The 20,647-nt window shown below is 36.2% G+C and carries 22 protein-coding genes; 7 read left to right on the top strand and 15 right to left on the bottom strand.

Annotated elements, in window-relative coordinates:
* Window positions 1-12: 12 nt before the first annotated feature.
* The 3 genes from EOJ36_RS07355 to EOJ36_RS07345 are packed head-to-tail and all read right to left on the bottom strand — an operon-like array spanning window position 13 to window position 2,223.
* Window positions 13-702 (bottom strand): zinc metallopeptidase, encoded by a 690-nt coding sequence (locus EOJ36_RS07355; protein ID WP_127803893.1) that lies wholly within the window; start codon window positions 700-702, stop codon window positions 13-15.
* Window positions 703-761: 59 nt separating this feature from the next.
* Window positions 762-1,247: a D-glycero-beta-D-manno-heptose 1-phosphate adenylyltransferase gene (gene rfaE2, locus EOJ36_RS07350; RefSeq protein ID WP_127803891.1), complete on the bottom strand. Its 486-nt coding sequence runs from the start codon at window positions 1,245-1,247 to the stop codon at window positions 762-764.
* Window positions 1,231-2,223: a lysylphosphatidylglycerol synthase transmembrane domain-containing protein gene (locus EOJ36_RS07345; protein WP_164847867.1), complete on the bottom strand. Its 993-nt coding sequence runs from the start codon at window positions 2,221-2,223 to the stop codon at window positions 1,231-1,233. Before EOJ36_RS07345 ends, rfaE2 begins: the two co-directional genes overlap by 17 nt.
* Window positions 2,224-2,354: 131 nt before the next feature.
* On the opposite strand from EOJ36_RS07345, the gene EOJ36_RS07340 reads away from it, so the two are divergent.
* Genes EOJ36_RS07340 through EOJ36_RS07330 form a run of 3 tightly spaced genes read left to right on the top strand, consistent with a single transcriptional unit; the run spans window position 2,355 to window position 5,259 of the window.
* Complete coding sequence (locus EOJ36_RS07340; RefSeq protein WP_127803887.1) at window positions 2,355-3,155, top strand: glycogen/starch synthase; 801 nt, start codon at window positions 2,355-2,357, stop codon at window positions 3,153-3,155.
* Entirely contained in the window at window positions 3,124-4,479 is a 1,356-nt protein-coding gene (locus EOJ36_RS07335; RefSeq protein WP_164847866.1) for a DUF4270 family protein, read from the top strand. Before EOJ36_RS07340 ends, EOJ36_RS07335 begins: the two co-directional genes overlap by 32 nt.
* Window positions 4,480-4,485: 6 nt before the next feature.
* Window positions 4,486-5,259 carry an amidohydrolase gene (locus tag EOJ36_RS07330; protein WP_127803883.1) on the top strand — a complete coding sequence of 258 codons (774 nt, stop codon included), beginning with the start codon at window positions 4,486-4,488 and terminating at the stop codon, window positions 5,257-5,259.
* Here the strand turns inward: EOJ36_RS07330 and EOJ36_RS07325 are convergent.
* Window positions 5,256-5,960 (bottom strand): ABC transporter ATP-binding protein, encoded by a 705-nt coding sequence (locus EOJ36_RS07325; protein WP_127803881.1) that lies wholly within the window; start codon window positions 5,958-5,960, stop codon window positions 5,256-5,258. The two genes, EOJ36_RS07330 and EOJ36_RS07325, sit on opposite strands and share 4 nt — an antisense overlap.
* Before the next feature lie 77 nt (window positions 5,961-6,037).
* Between EOJ36_RS07325 and EOJ36_RS07320 the strand changes: the two genes are divergently transcribed.
* Genes EOJ36_RS07320 through kdsA form a run of 4 tightly spaced genes read left to right on the top strand, consistent with a single transcriptional unit; the run spans window position 6,038 to window position 9,821 of the window.
* Window positions 6,038-7,255, top strand: coding sequence for a bifunctional 3,4-dihydroxy-2-butanone-4-phosphate synthase/GTP cyclohydrolase II (locus EOJ36_RS07320; RefSeq protein ID WP_127803879.1), 1,218 nt, complete (start codon window positions 6,038-6,040; stop codon window positions 7,253-7,255).
* Window positions 7,252-7,980, top strand: a complete 729-nt coding sequence (locus tag EOJ36_RS07315; protein ID WP_127803877.1) for an ABC transporter ATP-binding protein — start codon at window positions 7,252-7,254, stop codon at window positions 7,978-7,980. Before EOJ36_RS07320 ends, EOJ36_RS07315 begins: the two co-directional genes overlap by 4 nt.
* 1 nt (window position 7,981) lies before the next feature.
* Window positions 7,982-9,010, top strand: a complete 1,029-nt coding sequence (gene murB / locus EOJ36_RS07310) for a UDP-N-acetylmuramate dehydrogenase (RefSeq protein ID WP_127803875.1) — start codon at window positions 7,982-7,984, stop codon at window positions 9,008-9,010.
* 1 nt (window position 9,011) lies between these two features.
* Window positions 9,012-9,821, top strand: a complete 810-nt coding sequence (gene kdsA, locus EOJ36_RS07305) for a 3-deoxy-8-phosphooctulonate synthase (protein ID WP_127803873.1) — start codon at window positions 9,012-9,014, stop codon at window positions 9,819-9,821.
* On the opposite strand, the gene EOJ36_RS07300 is transcribed toward kdsA, so the two are convergent.
* The 11 genes from EOJ36_RS07300 to EOJ36_RS07250 all read right to left on the bottom strand — a co-directional run bounded on the left by EOJ36_RS07300 (window position 9,822) and on the right by EOJ36_RS07250 (window position 20,635).
* Window positions 9,822-10,310 (bottom strand): hypothetical protein, encoded by a 489-nt coding sequence (locus EOJ36_RS07300; protein ID WP_127803871.1) that lies wholly within the window; start codon window positions 10,308-10,310, stop codon window positions 9,822-9,824. It abuts the gene before it with no gap.
* Between the two features lie 76 nt (window positions 10,311-10,386).
* Window positions 10,387-12,339: a helix-hairpin-helix domain-containing protein gene (locus tag EOJ36_RS07295; protein WP_127803869.1), complete on the bottom strand. Its 1,953-nt coding sequence runs from the start codon at window positions 12,337-12,339 to the stop codon at window positions 10,387-10,389.
* Window positions 12,340-12,400: 61 nt separating this feature from the next.
* Entirely contained in the window at window positions 12,401-13,318 is a 918-nt protein-coding gene (locus EOJ36_RS07290) for a hypothetical protein (RefSeq protein WP_127803868.1), read from the bottom strand.
* Window position 13,319: 1 nt separating this feature from the next.
* Entirely contained in the window at window positions 13,320-14,063 is a 744-nt protein-coding gene (gene rnc, locus EOJ36_RS07285) for a ribonuclease III (RefSeq protein WP_127803866.1), read from the bottom strand.
* Window positions 14,064-14,068: 5 nt separating this feature from the next.
* A complete protein-coding gene (gene fabF / locus EOJ36_RS07280; protein WP_127803864.1) occupies window positions 14,069-15,316 on the bottom strand; it encodes a beta-ketoacyl-ACP synthase II in 1,248 nt (415 codons plus the stop codon).
* A 105-nt stretch (window positions 15,317-15,421) separates the two neighbouring features.
* Complete coding sequence (locus tag EOJ36_RS07275) at window positions 15,422-15,658, bottom strand: acyl carrier protein (protein WP_127803862.1); 237 nt, start codon at window positions 15,656-15,658, stop codon at window positions 15,422-15,424.
* A gap of 166 nt (window positions 15,659-15,824) precedes the next feature.
* Complete coding sequence (locus EOJ36_RS07270; RefSeq protein WP_127804423.1) at window positions 15,825-16,745, bottom strand: ROK family protein; 921 nt, start codon at window positions 16,743-16,745, stop codon at window positions 15,825-15,827.
* 54 nt (window positions 16,746-16,799) lie between these two features.
* A complete protein-coding gene (locus EOJ36_RS07265) occupies window positions 16,800-17,255 on the bottom strand; it encodes a YkgJ family cysteine cluster protein (protein ID WP_127803860.1) in 456 nt (151 codons plus the stop codon).
* A complete protein-coding gene (locus EOJ36_RS07260; RefSeq protein ID WP_127803858.1) occupies window positions 17,248-17,841 on the bottom strand; it encodes a thymidine kinase in 594 nt (197 codons plus the stop codon). Before EOJ36_RS07260 ends, EOJ36_RS07265 begins: the two co-directional genes overlap by 8 nt.
* Window positions 17,842-17,889: 48 nt before the next feature.
* Window positions 17,890-18,636: a succinate dehydrogenase/fumarate reductase iron-sulfur subunit gene (locus EOJ36_RS07255; protein WP_127804421.1), complete on the bottom strand. Its 747-nt coding sequence runs from the start codon at window positions 18,634-18,636 to the stop codon at window positions 17,890-17,892.
* Between the two features lie 19 nt (window positions 18,637-18,655).
* Complete coding sequence (locus EOJ36_RS07250) at window positions 18,656-20,635, bottom strand: fumarate reductase/succinate dehydrogenase flavoprotein subunit (protein WP_127803856.1); 1,980 nt, start codon at window positions 20,633-20,635, stop codon at window positions 18,656-18,658.
* Between the last annotated feature and the right edge of the window lie 12 nt (window positions 20,636-20,647).

Here is a 20,647-nt window from a genome sequence, read left to right as displayed (position 1 = left end):
TAACTCATAATTCTAATCGTTTCTTCTACCGCCCAACAAATTCAAATAATATAAAAGTTGAGCAAGCATTCCTAGTGCAGCGGCAACGTAGGTCATAGCTGCCCACCATAGGGCATCTTTAGACATCACGTATTCCTCAGAATTAACAATTCCTTGTTCTTTAATCCATTTTAATGCCCTGTTTGAAGCATCAAATTCTACAGGTAAGGTAACAAAACTGAACAAAGTGGCAATTGCAAAAAGGGCAACTCCTATGGCTAAAATGGTTCCACTTCCTGTAGAATAAAGAATCATCATGCCAATCATTAATAAAATGGGCATGAAGCCATTAGCAACACTTAAAGCAGGTACCATGGCACTTCTAAATTGTAAAAAAGCATACGCCCGCGCGTGTTGAACTGCGTGTCCGCATTCGTGGGCAGCAACGGCAGCCGCGGCTGCATTTCTGCCATAATAAACATCATGACTAAGATTGACCGTTTTTTTGCTTGGATCGTAGTGGTCAGTCAAACGTCCTTCTACTGAAATTACCTGAACATCGTAAATCCCGTGGTCGCGTAACATTTGTTCGGCAATTTCTTGACCCGACAAATTTGAGCGCAATGGAACCTGCGAATAGTTTTGAAATTTTGATTTTAATCGCCAGGAAATCATCATTCCGATTACCCCGAATAAAAGTGTTAATAGATATAAGCCGCTCATATTAATTGTTAATTGTTAATTGTAAATTGTTAATTGTAAATTGTTAATTATGAATTATGCTAGTCTCTCGTCTCTAGTCTCTCCAAAATTTTAGTTGTTGAATAATCTGGTACTAGTTCAATTGTTTTTACTTGACCGCCGTTTGCGATAACTTCTTTTGCGCCAACGATAGTTTCTACTGAATAATCATTTCCTTTTACTAGAATATCTGGTTGAAGTTGAGTAATTAATTGAAGTGGAGTATCTTCTTCAAACAAAACCACGGCATCAACGAAGGCGAGGGCTGCTAAAAGTCGGGCACGAGCATATTCGTTATTAATAGGTCTTTCCGGGCCTTTTAATTTTTTTACAGACTTGTCGGTATTTAATCCTACAATCATTCGATTTCCTGTGTTTTTTGCTTTTTCAAGGTAATCAACATGGCCGAGGTGTAGGATATCGAAGCAACCATTGGTAAAAACAACTTTTTCGTTTTTGTTTTTCCAATCAGCCCTAATTTTTTGGGCTTCTTTCAAACTTACAATTTTATCACTGCAATTTTTCAAGGGAATCAATTTTTGGTAAAAATAAAGTTATGATAAAACTAATACCTCCAAGTAACAAAATAGAAACCATTTGAGTTCCGTGGAAAAAAGTTGCAAGTGCAGCAGAATTGGATTGTGCAATTTCATAGTAGATTAACGTGGACCCGACAAGGCTATGGTATGCGCCTATGCCGCCTTGCGTTGGCATGGCCATTCCGAAGGACCCCATGACTAAAATTGTGATAGCGGCACCAAGTCCCAAATTTGCTGACTCCGGAAATGCTAATAATAAAACATAGGCATTTAAATAGTAACATATCCAAATTCCAAGACTATAAAAGATAAATAAGATTGGATTTTTTACTAAAAAAACCGATTTGATGCCATCTACCCAGCCGGCAATAATGGCACCCAATTTTGAAGATTGAATGATTTTATTGTAGGTTTCAGAAATTTGTGTTCTGAAAACATAGAATAATCCGAATACGAACACTGCGCTTGCTATGCCTGTGACTAATAGCGTATTTCCGGGTAGGTGGAGGTTGGGAAATAGGTAATTTTTTAAAGGCTCTAATTCGAAATAAATATTAATAAGTAAGGCAAGTCCCAGGCAAATTAGGTCAATGATTCTTTCAGTAATTACCGTTCCAAAGGATTTTTCAAAAGGGATAGAAGCTGTTTTTTGGAGGGATCCGCACCGGGTTACTTCACCCATTCTTGGAATCAAGAAATTAGCAAAATAGCCAATAAGTACTGCTGAAAGTGTTCTTGTATTGCCGGGTTTGTAATTCATTACAGCCAATAATTGTCCCCATCGAACGGCACGTAGATAATGGGCAATGACAGAAAATAGGAGAGAAACTGCTACCCAATTGTAGTCGGCGTTTTGAAATGTCTTTAAGAGGTCCTCCCAGCTCAAGTGGCTAGAAGAAAAAGCCCAATAAAGGAGTCCGGCCGCTAAGGCAGTGGAGAAAAGGTATTTTAAAACAGATTTCAATAGATGAATGATTCAAAAAGCTAAAATAAGAACTTAGCTAAAATAAATGAAGGTATATTGAGTATTTTTTTGTATTTTTGCAGAGTTTTTTGGGTCAGTGTGCCCAAAATTTAAAAGTAGAATAGGCTATTATGCGAATTCTTTATGTGTCAAGTGAGGTAGATCCTTTTTTAAATACCTCAAAAATTGCTGATTTTGTTAGGAATCTTCCAACTGCTATGCAGGAAAAGGGGATTGAAATACGAATTTTAGTGCCTCGTTTTGGTCTTATTAATGAGCGAAAAAATCGATTGCACGAAGTAGTTAGATTATCAGGAATCACTATCCCAATGGGAGAGGAAGATAAGCCTTTGACGATTAAAGTTGCGAGTATTCCTGCGGCAAAATTGCAAGTTTATTTTATTGATAATGAAGATTATTTCCAAAGAAAATCGGCTTTAACTGATAAGGATGGGGAGTTTTTTGCCGATAATCATGAACGCGCTATTTTCTTTTGCAAAGGTGCTTTAGAAACAGTTATCAAATTAGGTTGGTCACCAGACGTTATCCATTGCAACGATTGGATGACAAGTTTTGTGCCGATGTATATTGCCACCCATTTTAGAAATCACCCAATTTTTAAAGATTCCAAAACAATTTTCTCCCCACACAATTCTTCATTTGATTTTACGTTTGATAAAAACAATTTGTTTGAAATGGTCAAAATGGGGGACATAGAAGATGAAAATTTAGGAAGTCTTGCGGAGGCAAATTATGACTCTTTCATTCGAATTGGGTCAGAATATGCGGATAAAGTGATTTCCTTAGAAAATGCTGAAGAGCGTACAAATAAAGTAGTAAATGAATTTAAAGATAAAACTCACCAAAATATTGCCGAGAATGATGTCGAATTTTTCGAAAATGTGTACAAGGAATTGGCTGGTAATTCATAGTATTTGGGTTTTATTTTTTCTTGTAAGTAGCTGCGATACTGCCAAAGAAATTGGATCCGATTTATTTAGTGTAGAAGTAGGTCTGAATTACACAGATACGTTGTCTATTCAGTCTTCAACCATACAATTGGACTCAACATATACGAGTGGTCCATCTGCTTTCTTATTTGGTTCTTTGAAGGATGCTAATGTTGGGCAAATTTCTTCAAATTTTTATACGCAGATTAGCAATGTTGACACCTTAAGAGCTAAGGATAATGCAACTTTGACTGAATTAAAATTGCGTTTGGTGTATTCATCCTATAGAGGAGATACAACAAAATTGCAAACAATGAAAATTTATAAATTGACCGATACGCTTTCGCGCTCAATACCTTATTTTAGCAACAACAAGTCGAATATTGAAAGTGCACCCATTAAAACAATTTCTTTTTATCCTCGTCCGATAAAGCGTTTTATTGCAGATGGTGATACCGTTTCAATGGATACATTAGAAATTGACTTAAAAAATGAATTGGGTAAAGAGTTTATGGCTTTTTCCAAAAATGTTGAAACTAGCAACGGGGGTTCTGCTTTCAGAAAGATTTTTAAAGGATTTTATTTTGAAAATTCTTCAGCTCCTAATGGTGCAATTTTAAGTTTTCATTCGGGGATTTCTCGATTGGATTTCAGGTATTTGAATCCAAATGATACGACAAAGTATTATGCTCCATTCCACTTCTCTTTGTCAACCTATTCACAAACAGAAGTTTTGGCAAAATATAATCAATTTGATAAAAATAGATCAGGAAGTTTAATTAGTAATTTACAAATGCCTGGACAATCAGTTCCTGCTAGTCAATCCCAAAATAAAACATTTGTTCAGAAGGGTTTAGGATTGGGAACAAAATTGAAAATACCATATTTAGATAAATTAAGGCAAAATAAATACATCGCTATCAATAAGGCTGAGTTAATTGTAGAACCAACTTCTGATGTTCCAAGTGATCTGTTTTTGACCAAATTGTCTTTAATTAGAGGAAATTCAGGGAAAAACAGACCTATACGTAATGCCTACGGTCTATCCTATTTTTTATCAGAAGGGGCGTCTGGATTTAATACTGCAACTTATAATTCATCTGCAAAAAATTACACTTTTAATATAACCTCATTGGTTCAAAATATTTTGTCTGGAAGAGAATTGACAGATGAAATTTTGATTACTCCAGAAATTTCAGCTATTTCAACTTCGGAAACTGGTTTTGTAGGTGATCAGGTGAATTATGTAGCTTTGAATGCCTTAAAAACTAAGATTCGTTTATATTATTCCTATATCAATAAATAGGTTAAAATGAACTCCTTGCGCATTACCTTGGTACAAACTTCATTGGTTTGGGAAAATCCCACGGCTAATTGTGCCAATTTAGAAGAGGAGCTAAATCATTTGCAGGGAAATACGGATGTAGTTATTTTGCCCGAAATGTTTACAACCGGATTTTCTATTAATTCAGTAGGTTCGGAATTTCAAAAGGGTCCGAGTTTGCAATGGATGCAGTTGATCGCAAATCGTCTGGATGCACTTGTGTTGGGGAGTATCAAATGTAAAGAATCTGGAAAGTTGTATAATCGGCTATTTGCCGTTTTCCCTGATGGAAATTTTGCTAGCTATGATAAAAAACACTTGTTTCGAATGGGTCAAGAACCCGAAGTGTATTCATCTGGTACTAAGAGACAAATAATTAACTATAAAGGCTTCTCAATAGCCTTATTTATTTGTTACGATTTAAGGTTTCCAGTATGGATTCGAAATAAAAATCAAGAATATGATTTAGCAGTTTTTGTTGCCAATTGGCCTGCCGCAAGAGCAGAAGCATGGAAAACTTTATTGAAGGCACGTGCCATTGAAAATTTGAGCTATGTTGCAGGCGTAAATATTGTAGGCGAAGATGGAAATCTGTTGAAATACCAAGGTGATTCGGCGCTAATTAATTTTAAAGGTGAAGCTTTATTAAATTTAGCAGACCGAAAGTCGATTGAAACCTTTGAGATTTTTCAAAAAGACCTACTAGAATTTAGAGAGAAATTTCCTGCACATTTGGATGCAGATCCCTTCTCCCTTGACTAGTTTTTTGTTTTCTCCTCAAAGAATTTAGCTAATCCTCCTTTTTTAGCCTGGATTTCTGACATTTTAGTGTCTGCCACTAAATTTCCTTTGTTGATAAGTAAAACTCTATCACAAATTGCTTCTACTTCGCTTAGGATGTGGGAAGAAAATAGAATTATTTTTTGTTGACCTAATTGCTTGATTAAATTTCGGATTTCCAGCATTTGGTTAGGATCAAGTCCACTGGTTGGTTCATCTAAAATTAGGATTGGAGGATTGTGAATTATAGCATGAGCAATTCCGACACGTTGTTGGTACCCTTTAGATAGTTCAGCAATCTTTTTGTTAGCTTCAGAACTCAATCCTGTAATTTTAATTACCTCTTCAATACGAACTTTTAAATTAGGTACTTTGCGAATGCTTCCTACAAATTCTAGAAATTCTCGGATGTACATGTCCTTGTACATCGGATTATGTTCGGCTAAAAAACCAATTTGTGCTTTAATTTTTAATTGGTCTTCTGGCATTTTATAACCATTGATTTCAATAGAACCTTCTTCAATAGGTAATAAACCAATGAGCATTTTTAAGGTGCTTGATTTCCCGGCCCCATTGGGTCCTAAAAATCCTACTATTTCTCCTTCCTTTATTTCAAAACTAATGGAGTTGACTGCTTTTTGAGCGCCATAAGTTTTGGAAAGCTTAGAAACAGAAATTGTCATAATGTATGGAATTTTAATTGCAAAGGTAGGTAAAATGGCATGAATTCTAATTAACTTTGTATTTAGGTTTAAAAATTATGCAAGAGGATAAAATTAGGTTAGATTCCATTGAGGAGGCGATTGAGGATATACGAAATGGAAAGATAATTATTGTGGCGGATGATGAGGATAGAGAGAATGAAGGCGACTTTATTTGTGCCTCAGAATTAACCACTCCCGAGATGGTAAATTTTATGGTGACAGTGGGTCGTGGATTGGTTTGTGTTTCACTTACCGAGGATCGATGCAATGCACTGGGATTAGAAATGATGGTTGAGCAAAATACTACCTCTCACGAAACTCCATTTACTGTTTCTGTCGATTTATTAGGTCACGGATGCACAACAGGTATTTCTGCTTCAGATAGATCTAAAACGATTCAATCTTTAGTGGATGCTAAAACTTTACCCACTGATTTAGGTCGACCCGGACATATTTTCCCCTTGAAAGCTAAAGATGAGGGAGTTTTAAGAAGAACTGGTCACACAGAAGCTGCTTTAGATTTTGCTAAATTGGCAGGATTAAAACCTTCGGGCGTTTTGTGCGAAGTGTTGAAACCCGATGGAGAAATGGCTCGATTGGCGGATTTACGCCAAATTGCCGATGAGCATAATTTGAAATTGGTTACCATAAAGGACCTAATTGAATATCGTTTGAAGACTGAGTCTCTTATTGTTAGAGAAATCGGCGTTGAAATGCCTACTCAATGGGGTAATTTTGAATTGATTGCCTTTAAACAAAAAAATACGGGCGATACTCATTTGGCATTAATAAAAGGTGAATGGAATGAAAATGAACCGGTGATGGTTCGCGTGCATAGTTCTTGTGTAACAGGAGATATTTTTGGTAGTTGTAGATGCGATTGTGGTGGACAATTACATAAAGCCATGGAAATGGTTGAAAAAGAAGGGAAAGGGGTTATTTTATACATGTTCCAGGAAGGAAGAGGTATTGGCCTTTTGAATAAATTACGTGCCTATAAACTACAGGAAATGGGTCGAGATACGGTAGAGGCAAATGTGGAATTAGGATTTTTGCCCGATGAAAGAGATTATGGAGTTGGGGCTCAAATTTTACGTGATTTAGGTTTGAAAAAAATCAAATTGATTTCCAATAATCCGAAAAAACGTGCAGGATTGTTAGGGTACGGAATTGAAATTGTCGATAGTTTACCCATTGAAATCCCTGCAAATCCTCATAATGAGGACTATTTAAAGACCAAAAAAGAGAAGTTGGGGCATAAGTTGAAATTATGATAAAAATTAACAATATCCATAAGGAATTTGACGGACGTGTGGTCTTGGATGGTATCAGTGGTACATTTCAACAAGGTACGACCTCTATGGTTATTGGTGGATCAGGGACTGGTAAAAGTGTATTGTTGAAATGCATGATTGGTATTTTGAGTCCAGAAAAAGGAGAAGTTTTATTTGATGGTCGCAATATGCTTACTGCCAATTCTGAGGTTGTAAAAGAAATTAGGAGAGAAATGGGCGTATTGTTTCAGGGAGGCGCACTTTTTGATTCAAAAACTGTTCTTGAAAATGTTCGATTTCCTTTGGATATATTAACAAATCAAAGCTTGGCTGAGAAAAATGAGCAGGCTATGATTTGTTTGCAACGCGTAGGCTTGGAGAAAGCTGCCCATCAAATGCCCTCAGAGATTTCAGGCGGAATGAAAAAAAGGGTAGGTATTGCTCGTGCCATTGTGATGAATCCTAAATATTTATTTTGTGATGAACCTAATTCTGGTTTGGATCCATTGACCGCTCTAAAAATCGATTTATTGATTCAAGAAATTACGGATGAGTTTAATATTACAACTGTTGTGATTAGTCATGACATGAATTCTGTGATGCGAATGGGAGAATATATTATGTTTTTAAAAGATGGCAAAAAGGTTTGGGAGGGTACAAATCAAAACATAAAGCAAGCGGAATTGCCAGCATTACAAGAATTTATTTCAACCAAATTAATGTAAAATGGGATTGGATATTCAGCAAAATATTTCATTAAAACCTTACAATACATTTGGTTTGGACGTTCTTGCAGATAATTTTGTTCGAATTAATAGTGCTCAAGATTTTATTGATTTAAAGAAAAATCATCAGAAACTTTTTGAAAAAGGATTATTCATATTGGGTGGGGGAAGTAATTTGTTGTTGACACATGATGTATCTGGCATAGTAATTAAAAATGAGATTCTGGGAATTGAAAAAGTCAAGGAATCTGATGAGTTTGTTTGGTTAGAAGCAGGAGGTGGAGTTGTTTGGCACGATTTTGTGCAATTTACAGTGGATAATCATTGGGCTGGATTAGAGAATTTGTCTTTAATTCCGGGGACCGTAGGAGCGGCACCTATGCAAAATATAGGAGCCTATGGCGTGGAGATTAAAGATTGTTTTGAATCTCTAGATGCAGTAAATATTAATTCCTTAGAAATTGAAAAATTCAATGGTGCTCAATGCCAATTTGGATACCGTGAGAGTTATTTTAAGAGAGGTGGAAAAGGTCAGTATTTAATTACTAAAGTTTGTTTTAAGCTTCGAAAAAAAGCAGAGATAAGTACATCCTACGGTGCAATTCAGGAGGTTTTAAAGCAAAAAAATATTTCTAATCCTGAAATAAAAGATGTTTCTCAAGCAATTATAGAAATTAGGAAAAGTAAATTACCAGATCCAAAAGATATTGGAAACTCTGGAAGTTTTTTTAAAAACCCTACGGTTTCAAAGGAGCTTGCAGATAAATTAAAGTTAAACTTTCCAGGAATTCCGAGTTATGCGGTGGAAGGTTCTTCCGATGTTAAATTCCCTGCAGGCTGGCTGATTGAAAAGTCGGGTTGGAAAGGATTCCGTAAAGGAGATGCTGGAGTTCATGCTAAACAAGCTCTCGTTTTAGTGAATTATGGTATGGCAAAAGGCAAGGAAATTGTAGAGTTATCAGAAGAAATAAAAAAGTCCGTTTGGAATATGTTTGGTATTCAATTAGAAACGGAAGTAAATATAATGTAAGATGAAATTACCCAATTTAGATACTGTTGCAGGTGGTCCCTTTTTTTTAATGGCAGGTAGTTGTGCCATTGAAAGTCGCGATTTAGCATTTGAAATTGCTGAAAAGATCAATAAAATGACTAAGGATATGGGCATCCCTTATATTTTCAAAGGCTCATACCGAAAAGCAAACCGTACCAAAATAGATTCATTTACTGGAATTGGTGATATTCCTGCTTTGGAAATTTTAAAAGAAGTGGGTGCTCATTTTAATTTGCCTACCGTTACAGATATTCACGAAAGTGCAGAAGCAGCTATGGCCGCTGAGTATGTGGATGTTTTGCAAATTCCTGCCTTTCTTTGTCGCCAAACTGATTTATTAGCAGCGGCTGCTCAAACAGGCAAAGCCGTAAATATCAAGAAAGGTCAATTTATGTCAGGCAATTCTATGAAATTTGCAGTGGAAAAAGTTATGCACGAGAACCCAGATGCTACCGTTTACTTGACTGATAGAGGGAATTCCTTTGGTTATGGTGACTTAGTTGTAGATTATAGAAATATACCAGAAATGGCAGCATTTAATGTACCAGTGATTATGGATTGTACGCATTCTTTGCAAAGACCAAATCAGACTACAGGTGTTACAGGTGGGCAACCTGCCTTGATAGAAACCATCGCAAAAGCTGCTATTGCAACTGGTGCGCATGGGATTTTTATTGAAACGCATCCGAATCCAGCCATTGCAAAATCAGATGGAGCAAATATGCTTCCATTGGATCAATTGGAAGGGCTTTTGGAGAAGTTAATGAAAGTTAGAAAAGCTGTTTTGTAATTAATAGGCAGTAAATATTTTACCTTGGTTTTCTATATGTTTTCCAAGTGGGGTTAGCAGGACAATACCATTTTGTTCTGCTAATTTTTTTGCCTTCGCTTCGATGGAGGCCCCGGCAAGTCCTAAATAAATTTCATAATAACTATGGAAATCATGTAAAGCTCTATAATTTGGAAGTTTTTTGTATAACATGTTCTCCACATCTTCTTTACAAACTTTATGTTTAATTTCGATTAGACCTACTTTTTTAAGTGAGTCGTTTACCAAGACAATATCAAATTCATCTTGAAGCCCTGGCCTGAAAACATGGATATTTCTTAAAATATGTTTGAATTTTATCCCAGCAAATTTTTTGGTTTTTTCTAATGAACTAAAAAATATCTCTTCCGTACTATCGCCAATGTTAAACCCTAAATTTCTTAGCGTTTTTTCAGTTTTATCAGCATTAGCTCTCATTTCTTTAATTTCTGCCCTAATTTCTTTAATCATTATATCCATCTTAGTAGTGTTTTATGATACAAATTTATTATTTAAAAAAATATTTTTAACCCTTGTGATTTAAATTTTAAAGCTTGTAAACTAATTGAAAACTCAAATCAGTTTTGTGATTTTGGTTTATTTGGTCGGTTCCTGACCCAACAGTTTCTCGATCAAAATAGCTTGTTCGGGCAATTTTAAAAGACAATTGAAAATTTTTATGGATTGGATATTCTAGGCAAATGGTATTTCTAATACACTTTCCGAAATAAGAAAATAAGGAAAATGAATAGGGTAAGCCAGGTTCAAAGGCATACAATCTCGTGTCGTAGCTGGGGGTTTGGATATAGGCAATTCTGGATTTGAATTCAAGTTTACGCCATAAATATCCTAAATCTTGTAAAATCATAAATCCCAAAAAATCTAATTCATCTTTATGTAAGTAATGCAAGGATATTCTATTGTGGAATTGAATTTTTTTTAAAATCGTTCTTTGGAAATCAACACTTTCTTGGATATCATGAACATTTTGGAGATTATTTGTTAGTTTATAATCTGAAGCATTTTCTTGCTTAAAAGTCCATTTAATTTGTTGAAAAAATTTAAAAGTGTTTTTTTTCTCAAGTTGGTAACGATTGAGAAATTCCCAGCCAAAAGTTTTATCTTGACTTACTTGGTATTTTGAATTAGGAAAATAAAAAAAATCGAAATAGCTCGACAATCTTTTTCGTTTTGTGATTTGAAATTGGTGTCCTATAAATAGTCCATATTCGTTTTCATTGTTAGTATTTTCTCCTAAAGCGTTGCCATCTGGATTGTAGAATCCACTTGCAAATTTTCTAAATAGTATGCTAGCATCCTGTTTTTTGGAAATGGAAAGGGCAAATCCTTGGATCAAAGAAATACCCTTGGAACTCTGAAATGCAATTTCTGAGCTCCATCTTATATTTCTAAGATAAAATGTATTTGAAATACTCCATAAATCCATTTGCCTACCAGTCCATTCCATTTTTTTGTAATCAATTCCCGAAGGAATTTTAGGTAAATCATAGTTTGTGTTTACATAATTTAAATGAAATGATGATCTTTGGCTTTGAAGGAATTGTACACTCAAACCATATTTAATTTCCTCGATGCTCGATTGATTAGTTATTTCTGAAAGGTTTCTGTGATAACCATCTAAATCGATACTTTTGAAGCCTTCCTGGTCACCAATTTTATATAATTTTCCATCTAATTTTTTCCTTGAGAGAAATCCTTGAAGGGCTAAAAAATCAAAAATGATTTTGTGGAAGTATATTCCTCGGTTGAAATTAGCCTCGGAACTTGAAGAGTAGGGAAGCCCACCTAAATGAAATTTTTGAGTTGATTTAATGCTTTCATAATTTTTTCCTAATGAAAATCCACCAGCCTGTACCAAGCCTTGTCCCCATTGAATAGAGTAATCCCCAAAAATTATTTTTTGAAATATTTTTTTTGGATTTATTTCAAGATAGGCAGAGGTAAAGTCATTCAATTGGGTCTCTCCGGCATCTTTTTGTAAAATTAAGCCATAATGTATTTTCGGGTTTTGATTATTTTTGATTTTGATGAACTCTTTAAGTTTATCACCTAAATAATGACTTGATTTGCCATTTTCAGTAAATCCAATAGGGTTTTCTAGTGTGGTTTCAAATCGTGATAAGATGAAATTAGGAGCAATTTTGAATTTTCCAGAATCATTTATATTTACAAAAACTAATGATTGTAATTTTCGACAAGTTCCTATGTCAAATTCAGGAATCACCTGAAGCTCAAAAATATGTAAAAGATATTTTTGTTCTTTACGGTAAGCAAAAAAAGCATTGATTTGTATCGGACTTAGAAATGGAATTTGAGAAAGCTCTTCTAAGGTGCAAGTATTGAGGGGTATTGGGTTGTTGATTAAATATTGGTACGTATTTGTAAATGCATCATCTACGTCCATTTCTTGGCCACTGTTTTGTGCATAGAGGCTATATAATGCAAAAAAAAAGAAAAGGCTTAGGAAGGTATTTTTCATTTCACCAAAGCTAATGATTAGGCTTTGGTAACTGTTTCAGTTAATTGATAATGAAAATCAATTAACTGAATTTCTTTTCAACCAGAAGTAATAAGGCTTCTAGTGTTTCGGGGTCTTTTCCCTCAAATAATTCAGGAAAGGCATTTAATAGGTCATTTTTCCACGAAATAGCATTTGTTTGTTCATCCACAAATTGAATAAACTCTTGAAATTTTTGTGGATTGCTATCGAAAAGGTCTTTAGTAAATTGAATGGATTGGTACAAGCTAATATTGGTAGCCAAATTATCTACCATTTTGTTTTCTACCATTTTAAATAATGGATTGGAATCTTGTGCAATAGACTCAAATACTTTTTTGTTTTCTGGCTCAGTATTTAAATCTAAATCTTCTACTAATGTATCACCTGACAGATTAATTTCTTCTTCAATATTTTCTTCTTCAATAATTTCTTCTTCTTCAAAAACTATGTCTTCCTCCTCTTCTTCTATTTCTTCCAATTCATCAGGTTGAATCATGTATACTTCGGCTTCAAGAAAGTTTTCTGGAGTTAATTCTGGCTCTTCATAGGCCGGGAATGGATTTTCCAAAAAACTAAATCCACTCTGCTCACTTTGCTCACTCTGCTCACTTTGCTCACTCTGCTCACTCTGCTCACTCTGCTCACTTTGCTCACTTTGCTCACTCTTCAATCCCAAGGGTTGAAGCTGATTTAACCATTTTACCCAAACATTTTCTGGAAAAGCGATGTGCAACAAAATAGATTCTGCAAATTGTTCCCATTTTTCAAAGGTACGTGCATTGCTCCAATCTAAATTTGGAAAAAGGTCGGCAATTTTATCAGTGACCAATTGCTTATAAAGCTCTTGTTGAATTATTTCTAAAGTTTCAGTGGGGATATCCCATGTCAAAACTTCTTGGAAAGTGATTTTGTTTGAATCATCTGCCCAAAAGTCGGAGTATATATTCGGTGAGGTCATTTTATTTGATGGCTAAGATTTCGCAAGCTTTCATCGAGGCGGTTTGTTCAGCTTTCTTTTTTGAATAAGCTTTTCCTTCGATTAATTTTTCTCCGTCTACTAGAATAACAGCAGTAAATTCCTTGTTGTGGTGATGTCCTTCTTCACTTATTTCAAAGGTTATTTTTTTGCCTTCTTTCTGCCCCCATTCAATCAAAATTGATTTGAAATTCGGGTTGTTTTGAACAACGGTTTCGAGGTCGAAATGTTGCGTAAGGATTTTTTTAATGATGAATTTTTGGGTAAAGGCAAATCCTTTGTCCAAATATACTGCGCCAATAAATGCCTCCATGGCATCTCCATACATACTTGATCGAGAAAGAGAGGCACGATTTTGGTTTTCGTGTTCAATGATTTTATCCAAACCTATTTTTCTGCCAAGAATATTCAAAGAGTCTCTGCTGACCATTCTTGAGCGAATTTCAGTTAAAAACCCTTCGTCTTTAAACGGAAATTTTTTGAATAGGTAGGAAGCGGTAATCATACCAAGAACTGAGTCGCCTAGAAATTCTAGTCGTTCATTAGATTCTTTGTAGGATTTTGCAATGCTATCTTTAGAAGCTGAAGAATGCAAAAATGCTAATCTGTACAATTGTAAATTTGAAGGTTTGGTTCCCAACAAATGCTTGACAGATTTCTTCAAAAACTTCTCTCGCTCGTCTAAAGGGGCTAAATTTAATCCTTGTAAGATAGATTTGAGCGGCATTAATTCTAGATTTTTCTAAAAATTACAGTTGCATTGTGTCCACCAAATCCAAATCCATTACTCAATGCGATATCGATTTTTCTTGACTTTCCAATGTTTGGTGTCAGGTCAAATCTTGCATCAATTTCTGAATCTAAATTGAAAAGGTTGATGGTTGGAGGTACAAATTGGTGTTGGATAGCTAAAACAGAAGCGACTGCTTCTACAGCACCCGCGCCACCTAATAGGTGTCCAGTCATAGATTTGGTTGAAGAAATACTAACATTAAAAGCATGGTCACCGAAACAATCAACGATGGCTTTTAATTCTTGAGGATCTCCAATTGGGGTTGAAGTTCCATGTGTATTGATATAATCAACGTCTTCTGGCTTAATTTGTGCATCATCCAAAGCATCTAGCATTGAAAGTAAAGCACCGTAACCATCTGGGTGAGGAGCGGTGATGTGATGGGCATCTGAAGAGAAACCTCCACCAATCAATTCTGCATAGATTTTAGCACCACGGGCCTTTGCGTGCTCGTATTCTTCTAATATTAATGCACCTGCACCTTCTCCAACAACAAAACCGTCGCGATCTTGATCGTATGGGCGAGAAGCTGTAGATGGGTCATCATTACGAGTAGACATGGCATGCATGGCAGTAAAACCACCAACAGAAGCAATGGTTACTGGGGCTTCTGAGCCACCGGTAACACAAACTTTCACACGACCCGTACGAATGTAATTGAATGCATCAATAATTGCATTGTTTGCTGAAGAACAAGCCGAAACGGTTACGTAGTTTGGACCACGGAATCCATTTCTGATGGAAATTTGTCCTGAACTTGAGTCTGCAATCATTTTTGGAATAAAGAATGGATTGATTTTTGGTGTTCCATCCCCTTTCCCGAAATATATCATTTCGTCTTCAAAGGTTTTTAATCCACCAATTCCAGAACCCCAAATCACACCAACCTTATTTTTATCTAAGGTTTCCATATCAAAACCAGCATCAGCAATTGCTTCATCTGAAGCTACAACTGCATACTGAGTGAATGGGTCCATTTTGCGGGCTTCTTTGGTATTGATGAAATCATCTACTTTGAAGTCTTTTAATTCACAGGCAAAACGAGTTCTGAATTTTTCTGCGTCAAATTTTGTGATGGGTCCACAACCGTTTTTACCGGCTGCAAGGCCTTCCCAATATTCTTTAACTGTATTTCCGATGGGAGTCAATGCTCCTAATCCAGTAACTACTACTCGTTTTAGCTCCATGATAATATATTTTTCAAAAAAAATGTCAATTTGTAAAGAATATTGCGAAGATAAGTCTTCAACGGTATTCTATACCAATTGACATGATTTTTTATTTAGTTTCGATTACTTAGCGTTTTCTTCCAAATAAGAAATAGCTTGACCAACAGTCTGAATGTTTTCAGCTTGATCATCTGGAATAGAAACATTGAATTCTTTTTCAAATTCCATGATTAATTCAACAGTATCCAAAGAATCTGCTCCTAAATCATTTGTAAAAGACGCCTCAGTTGTAACTTCTGATGCTTCAACACCTAATTTTTCTACGATGATGCTCTTTACTTTTTCTGCAATATCTGACATTTTATAAAAGATTTTGGGTTTCAAAAACGATGCAAAGATTAAAAATAAAACCTAAATTATCAAACAAATTTTCAATCAAATTGTACTTTAAAAATAAATTTTATTGAAAAATCTGAAAATCAGTGAAATAATTTTTATTTTTTTTCGTTTTATGCCCGGTTAAACATTAAAAACAAAGAGAAGCAGCTCCTAAAAGACCTGCATCATTTCCTAGTAAAGCTTTCTTAATTGATAGTTTTTCTAAATAAGCTGGAGTCAACCAATAGTTTAATTGAGCTTCAATACTAGGTAAAATAAAATCATAAGAAGCTGACAATCCGCCTCCGATAAAAATGTTTTTGATATCCAAAACTCGGATCAAACTCACTAACATTTCACCTAACATCGTACCAACTTCATTCCAAATTGCCAATGCTAACTCGTCTCCTTCCTCAGCTGCCACAACAAGGGCAGTCGTGGATATGGTTCCGTCGGATGCTAGAGTTGTTTTACCTGTATATTCTGCACGCATTTGCGTTGCTAATTGCAGTAATTCTTTTTTGCCAATGTTTCTTTCTAAAACTTTTTTGTTTCTAGAAGGTACATGTCCTGGCTCCATAGCGTTTCCATCGCCACCTAAGAAGATTTTTCTGTCAATAACTGCTGCACCTCCAACACCCGTACCTAAGGTGATGAAAATAAAATCTTCAGGCATTGATGATTTTTCAGGAGAAAAATAAAATTCTCCTAAAGCTGCTGCATTTGCATCATTTTCCATGAAAAATTGGTGATCAGGGAATCTGTTTTCCAGCATATCAATGATATTTGCCCCATCAATTTCAGGAATTGCAGTGATTTCAATTAAAGTTCTCCGGTTTTTGGTTAATGTACCCGGTAACCCAATTCCAACTTTGTGAATATTTTTGTGCTGATATAAAAACAAAGCAATTGCATCTGCAAAACGATCTAAAAAATGGTGCGACTCCCGCCAAGTTGCGGTGTCGTAACTTTGGAAATGGTTGATTTGCCCTGTATCCGGGTGAACAACCCCCATTTTAACTCCCGTTCCTCCAACGTCAATTCCTAAATATTCTTCTGATTGTGACATGTAATTGGTATTATTAGCTGCAAATTTCGTCAATTTTGACTTGATTTCAAATTTTTAAAGGTAAACCCGCTCTAATTTTTCCATCATTTGTTCAACTGCCGGACAAACTGCAACGTTTTTGGCTGTAAGATTCAAAATTCCCAACATATTTTTGCGGTCTGTATGTGGATATTCCCTACAAGCCCTAGGTCGGTCTTCATAAATTTGACAGGTATTATCACCTCCTAAAAAGGGGCAAGGAGCTTGTTTGAAAACCCAATCTCCATCGGAATCTTTTTGTAAATATTGGTCTAAGAAATCCGATACTTTCATACGAAATGATTTGGCTACTCGTTGAATGTCGGTTTCGTTCCAAATGGGACTCGTAGTCTTGCAACAATTAGCACAAGTTAGACAGTCGAAGTCTTCAAATACTTCCTCATGAACCTTGTGAAATTGGGCATCCAAATCTTTGGGCTTTTTTGCCTTAATTTTTTGAAATACTTTTTTATGTAGAAGATCTTTAGGCATTTTTTTGCTCTTTCTGAAAACAGGCTCTACATCGAGCTTCGTAAGAATCACTTTCACCTAAAAGTACAGTAGATTGATTAGCAACTTTTCGGAACGAGTAGTGTGCAACGCCACCGCAGCTTATGCAAACAGCATGCACTTTGGTGATATGTTCTGCAATAGCCATTAAATTGGGCATGGGGCCAAACGGTACCCCCTTGAAATCCATATCTAATCCCGCCACAATAACTCTTTTACCTTGGTTGGCCAAATTATTGCAAACTTCTACAATGCTATCATCAAAAAATTGTGCTTCATCTAAACCAACTACATCACAATCACCCGCTAATAATAGTATTTCTGCGGCACTATTTACAGGAGTTGAGCGAATGCTATTATGATTATGGGAAACGATATCTTCATCGTGATATCTGGTGTCGGCAATAGGTTTGAAGATTTCTACTCGTAATTGAGCAATTTTAGCTCTTTTTAATCGACGAATTAGTTCTTCCGTTTTACCCGAAAACATCGAACCACAAATAACTTCTATCCAGCCGCTTGAGGAAGGAGTTTGAAGGGGAGTAAATAATTGAGGTTCTAAAAACATTGGACACAATAAAGCCCTCCTTTGGGGGAGGGCTCATTAAATTTAAAATTATTTTGCAGCAAAAACAGCTGAGAAATACTCACGGTTCATGCGAGCGATGTTCTCAATTGAAATTCCTTTTGGACATTCCGCTTCACAAGCACCTGTGTTGGTACATGCACCAAATCCTTCTTCATCCATTTGTGCAACCATAGCCTGCGCACGTTTAGCTCTTTCAACTTGACCTTGAGGTAACAAGGCTAATTGAGAAACTTTTGCAGATGTAAACAACATTGCAGAAGCATTTTTACATGCTGCCACACAAGCTCCACAACCAATACAAGCGGCAGCAGCAAAAGCCTCGTCTGCATCTTCTTTTGGAATTGGAATGTTGTTTGCATCTTGTGCATTTCCTGTATTAACTGAAACGAAGCCACCTGCAGCAATGATTCTATCAAATGAAGAACGATTAACTACCAAGTCTTTGATCACTGGGAAAGCACCAGCTCTCCAAGGTTCAATGGTAATTGTTTCTCCATTTGAGAAGCTACGCATGTGTAATTGACAAGTAGTTACACCTTTGTTAGGTCCGTGTGGTGAACCATTGATGTACATTGAGCACATTCCGCAAATACCTTCACGGCAATCGTGATCAAACGCAACTGGATCGTCGCCTTCCTCGATTAAACGGTTGTTTAACACGTCTATCATTTCCAAAAACGACATATCTTCAGAAATACCACTTACCTGGTAGGTTTCGAATTTACCGGCCTCATTGGCATTTTTTTGTCTCCAAATTTTAAGAGTAAGGTTCAAATTTCCTTCCATGGTTGTATTATTTATAAGATCTTTGAGCAATTTTAATGTTTTCGTATTTCAATTCTTCTTTGTGTAATTCGAATTCTGATTCGCCTTTGAATTCCCAAGCAGCCACATAAGCATAATTTTCATCGTCACGAAGTGCCTCTCCTTCTTCAGTTTGGAATTCTTCACGGAAGTGACCTCCACAGCTTTCGTTTCTGTTTAAAGCATCCTTACACATCAATTCTCCTAATTCTAAGAAATCAGCCACACGAGCAGCTTTTTCTAATTCAGGATTTAAGTTGTCTAATTCACCAGGGATTCGAACGTCTTGCCAGAATTCTTTACGAAGCGCTTGAATTTCTTGGATAGCTTCTTTCAAACCAGCTTCATTTCTTGCCATACCACATTTGTCCCACATGATTTTTCCTAATTTTTTGTGGAAATAATCAACGGGTTTAGAACCTTTGATGTTCATCAATTGGTTCAATTGGTCGCTAACTGCTTTTTCTGCAGCAACGAATGCCTCAGAATCAGTTGAAATGGCTGGAGTTCTGATTTCAGATGCTAAGTAATTACCAATTGTGTAAGGAATTACAAAATAACCATCTGCCAAACCTTGCATTAGGGCAGATGCTCCTAAACGGTTTGCACCGTGATCAGAGAAGTTAGCCTCACCTAAAGCGTAAAGTCCTGGAACGGTAGTCATCAAATTGTAATCTACCCAAAGTCCACCCATTGTATAGTGAACTGCAGGATAAATACGCATTGGCACTTCGTAAGGATCTTCACCAGTGATTTGCTTATACATATCGAATAAGTTGCCGTACTTTTCAGCTACAACTTCCTTACCCATTACATTAATTTCTTCGTCTGAAGGATTATGGATATTTCTCTTATTAGCTTCTGCTTTACCGTAACGAACAATAGCAGCAGCGTAATCTAAGTAAACAGCCATTTTTGATGTTCCCACACCGTATCCAGCATCACATCTTTCTTTTGCAGCGCGAGAAGCGATATCACGAGGAACTAAGTTACCAAAAGCAGGATATCTTCTTTCTAAGTAATAATCTCTTTCGTCTTCAGGAATATCATTTGCCTTACGTGGGTCATTTTGTTTTTTTGGAACCCAAATACGTCCATCATTTCTCAAAGATTCAGACATCAAAGTCAATTTCGATTGATGATCTCCTGAAACTGGAATACAAGTTGGGTGAATTTGTGTGTAACAAGGATTTGCGAAGAATGCACCTTTTTTATGTGCCTTCCAAGCTGCTGTTACGTTTGAGCCCATCGCATTGGTTGATAAATAGAATACGTTTCCGTAACCACCTGTACATAATAATACAGCGTGTCCGAAATGTCTTTCTAATTTACCTGTAACCAAATCGCGTGCAATAATACCACGAGCTTTTCCGTCGATAATAACAACATCCAACATCTCATGGCGAGTATACATTTCAACCGTACCCATGCCTACTTGGCGTTGTAAGCCAGAATAAGCACCTAAAAGTAACTGTTGACCAGTTTGTCCCGCAGCATAAAATGTACGTTGAACTTGCGTACCACCGAATGAACGGTTTGAAAGTAATCCGCCATATTCACGAGCGAACGGAACACCTTGTGCAACGCATTGGTCGATGATGTTACCTGAAACCTCTGCTAAACGATGAACGTTTGCTTCTCTAGCACGGTAATCACCACCTTTAATTGTATCATAAAACAAACGATAAGTTGAGTCCCCATCGTTTTGGTAATTTTTTGCAGCATTAATACCCCCTTGTGCAGCAATTGAGTGCGCACGACGTGGAGAATCTTGGAAACAAAATACCTTTACTTTATAGCCTAATTCAGCCAAAGAAGCTGCAGCAGAAGCACCAGCTAATCCAGAGCCAACCACTACTACTTCTAGATTTCTTTTGTTAGCAGGGTTTACTAAAGGTACGCTTGAACGATATTTGGTCCATTTTTCGGCAAGATTGCCTTCCGGGATTTTAGCATCTATTTTTGTCATATCAATTGTATC

The organism is Sandaracinomonas limnophila, from assembly GCF_004005965.1.
Taxonomy (GTDB): Bacteria; Bacteroidota; Bacteroidia; order Cytophagales; family Spirosomataceae; genus Sandaracinomonas; species Sandaracinomonas limnophila.
The sequence above is the reverse complement of the archived record's forward strand: the minus strand, read 5'-3'. Positions and strand labels throughout refer to the sequence as shown.